General features: G+C 45.5%; 3 protein-coding genes. 1 reads left to right on the top strand and 2 read right to left on the bottom strand.

The window, feature by feature from the left end:
- Positions 1-48 precede the first annotated feature (48 nt).
- Entirely contained in the window at positions 49-384 is a 336-nt protein-coding gene (locus BN161_RS25805) for a Spy/CpxP family protein refolding chaperone (protein WP_044271780.1), read from the bottom strand.
- A 157-nt stretch (positions 385-541) separates the two neighbouring features.
- Positions 542-2,299 (bottom strand): AAA family ATPase, encoded by a 1,758-nt coding sequence (locus BN161_RS25800; RefSeq protein ID WP_044271778.1) that lies wholly within the window; start codon positions 2,297-2,299, stop codon positions 542-544.
- A 161-nt stretch (positions 2,300-2,460) separates the two neighbouring features.
- Here BN161_RS25800 and BN161_RS25795 point away from each other — a divergent pair, with 161 nt between their 5' ends.
- Entirely contained in the window at positions 2,461-3,300 is an 840-nt protein-coding gene (locus BN161_RS25795) for a hypothetical protein (RefSeq protein WP_044271776.1), read from the top strand.
- Position 3,301: the final 1 nt, after the last annotated feature.

Here is a 3,301-nt window from a genome sequence, read left to right as displayed (position 1 = left end):
CCCCGTGAAATCTGCGTCATCTGCGGATGAGAAATATCTTATAGAAGATTATTTTCCTCTTCTCTGTCCCCTCTGAGGCCTCATGCTCTGATACTTTTTATACTGTTCGTCCGTCAGAATCTTTTTGAGTTTCGCATCTGCCTCGTTACGCTTCTTCTCCATTTCCTCGCGTGAAGGTCTTTCGCCCGAAGCATCTCTGTTTGGTCTCATTTCCTCCATTACTGCCTTAAATTCTTTAGCCTGAGTCTCATTCAGTCCCAGGTCAGTTACCATCTGTTCGATGCGTTTTAACATGTCAGGACGTTCGCCTCTGTTTTCCTGTGCCATACCTACAGCCGTTCCCAGAAACAGGGCAAGGGCCAAACTTAAAATTTGCTTCTTCATAATTCTAATGCATTTTAAAGTGAGTAATATTTTCATTGAATTCACCAAATATGCATCTATGACTCTTTTCACATGAAACAGTTTAATCCCGTCAGCAAGAAAATCGACCAAGAGGACGTTTTTATAGATGAAACGGATAAACAGGAGAACATTTCTTTTAGACTTCCTCACACACCCGCATTTCCATCCCTTTATACACCACCACTATCTTGTGCAACCGGGTATTTCCGATGGCACGCTTCACTGTATCCGTATCAGCATAGCGGTTGGCTTGGATGATGGCTTCTTGGCGTAGTTCCTCCACGCGGCTTTCGGCGTCTTTGTACTTGGCATACTTCAACTCCACAATATAACTGTGCGCCATGTCGGAGTAAATCTCCAGCATCGGGCAAAGGAAAATATCGACATAGCCCGCCTGCGTGTCCTGCTCGGAGACGGGACGGTAGAAACGGTTCTGCGCAGTCATGGCAAGGGTGAAGCCGTGGACGAAGAACTCGCCTTTCTGTCTGTCGCGCTGCGAGGCGTACGTCTTCAGGCAGTCGGCGATGTAGTCGAAGTAGGCTTGCCAGTCTCCCCGATAAGCGAGTCGACTGGAGAGTTCGCTCTTCTCGTAACTGCTGAAGCTCAGGTCTGCATCATTGTAAGTATTCAAGAGATAGGTATAGAGTTGTTCCTGAACCACCAGGTTAGGGATGGTAAGCTTGGTTTTCCCTTCGTGCATGCCGCTAATGGTAAGCATACCGAAATAATAGAGCAGGCTCACGAAATTATCGGGATTGGTGATACCGGTAGCGGGGAAACCTTTTTTCAGTTCACCAGTAATGAAGCTCTGGCTCACGAGGGTCTGGATGACGGAGGCATCATGGGCAAACTCCTTGTCCTTGCGGATGAGCATGCGCAACTTTTCGTAGTCGATACGAATGTTGTCTTCTACCATATCGAGTGGCGCTTTGCCATTGTCAATGTAGTTCTTGACGAAATAGAGCACCATGTTGGAGTTGTACATCGTGGTTTCACCATAGCTTTCCTGCGCGAAGCAGTAGTTATCATACCATGGCTTCATCATCTCTATCAGTTCGTCTACACTATGCTTGAAAGGACTGTTTGTGGAATAGTAGGTCAGCATCTCGCGCACTTCCCCCTCTGTGAATCCCATCATCTGGTTAAATTTCGACGTGAGGGAGTAGTTGGTGCCTATATTGAAGCCGCTGGTGAGGTCATCCATCGTCACGGGACTTACTCCTGTGATAAAACAACGCTTGATGCTGGAATAGGTTCCCGCCTTCACCTTGTTGAAGAAGGCGCGCAGGTAACCTTCGCCGTGCGTCTCATTGGTGTAACGGTGCAGGCTTTCGGGGTCAGCGAGAATAGCATTTGTGAAGTGGTCGTACTCATCGATAAAGAGATACATCTTCTGTCCGGCACGCTCGCAAGCCTGATAAAGGTAATCTAATTGATCCACGGCTCCGCTCACTGCACACAAGCCCTCCAAAGTGTCTTGCGGCAGAAGGTCAGCATATTTCTTGCAAAAGTTCTCAAAAGTAATGCCGCAGTGCGCATCCAATCCCTTACGGTAATTATTCAATTCGCCGGTGATGCCGGAGAAATTGAGATAAAGTACGAGATAGCTGTTGCGGTCCGGCGTGGGATGCTGCCCGATGTAAAGGTCGCCAAAAAGTGCATCGAACTTGTCGCGGGTACGCACATCGTAATAGTGTTGCAGCAGATTCAGTGTGAGACTCTTGCCGAAACGGCGTGGGCGAATGAAGAAAAAGAAACGGTCCGCCTGCTCTATCATAGGGATGAAACGGGTCTTATCCACATAATAATAATTGTCGAGACGAATGTCTGCGAAGTTCATCATGCCGTAAGGGATGCGTTTTCTGTCGGGCACTATGTATTCCAATGGGTCCATCTTTAATCCTCCTGCTATTCTTTATTTTGCTTTATGGCGCACATAACGATACAAAGATAGTAAAAGTTCTTGTTGAGGTAGAATCGAGAACTAATTTCTTATATAAAACTCCCTTCTTATACACAAAAACAATTATTTTTGCAGAGATAACTTTTTCTACTATGGTACGAAAACTCCTCCTCTTTCACCTCCTATGCTTCTGTTGCCTCCTTTCAGCCCAAGCAACCGGACAGATATCCGATCTCATCATTATCGGAAAAGACACTTTTATGTTGCAAACGTGCCCGATAGAGCACGATTCAATCATTAGCAGGCAGGTGCGCGAACACCTCTCCCAAGAGGACTTTTGTACAGCCTGCTGGAGAGGATACCAAGCCACATGGCAAATAGAAGATGATAAACTGATTCTGAAAAAAATAGAAGACAGCAAAAGCCTTTTCGCCTATCCCGACACAGTGCCGGAAGTTACCGTTGATTTAAATGGCATCTTCGATCAGTATCAGGACAAACGAGGCCGGATAGTAGCCTCTTGGTTCAGTGGAGAGTTGAAGGTTGTGTCCGGTGAACAGATCTATTATGTCCACACGGGCTTTAACAGGGAATATGAAAATGAAACGGACTACCAGGTGGAACAAGGCAGAATCATTTCTAAAACCAGCTATCGGAATTCTATAAAAAAGGGAACATCTATAAAAGATGCTATGGTTTTAATTAAGACACAGTTCAATAGAGATTATTTTCCGGAACTGGCAAATACAAAAGTGGTAATATCATGCGCAGTACTGCCCAAAGCGGACGGCAGCATCGATAGTATAGAAGTTTACATAATTCGTCCGGACAGTATCATGGAAGAACGTAAAAATCTCTATATAAAACACATCTGTGAAATTTTAAAAAAAGTTCCGCAATGGGAAGTACTCACCGTACGCAATAAAATCCGGAAAACCGAACGGTGGACAATAAGTTTGTCCCCCCCTAAAAAACAAACAAGAGGAAGCTGAA

Origin of the sequence: Bacteroides timonensis, from assembly GCF_000513195.1 — a bacterium.
Classification (GTDB): domain Bacteria; phylum Bacteroidota; class Bacteroidia; order Bacteroidales; family Bacteroidaceae; genus Bacteroides; species Bacteroides timonensis.
This window is presented reverse-complemented; position numbering and strand designations above follow the sequence as displayed.

Excerpts from the sequence above, each read along its gene's own strand:
- BN161_RS25805 (WP_044271780.1), bottom strand. The coding sequence starts at position 384 with ATGAAGAAGCAAATTTTAAGTTTGGCCCTTGCCCTGTTTCTGGGAACG.
- BN161_RS25795 (WP_044271776.1), top strand. The coding sequence starts at position 2,461 with ATGGTACGAAAACTCCTCCTCTTTCACCTCCTATGCTTCTGTTGCCTC.
- BN161_RS25800 (WP_044271778.1), bottom strand. The coding sequence starts at position 2,299 with ATGGACCCATTGGAATACATAGTGCCCGACAGAAAACGCATCCCTTAC.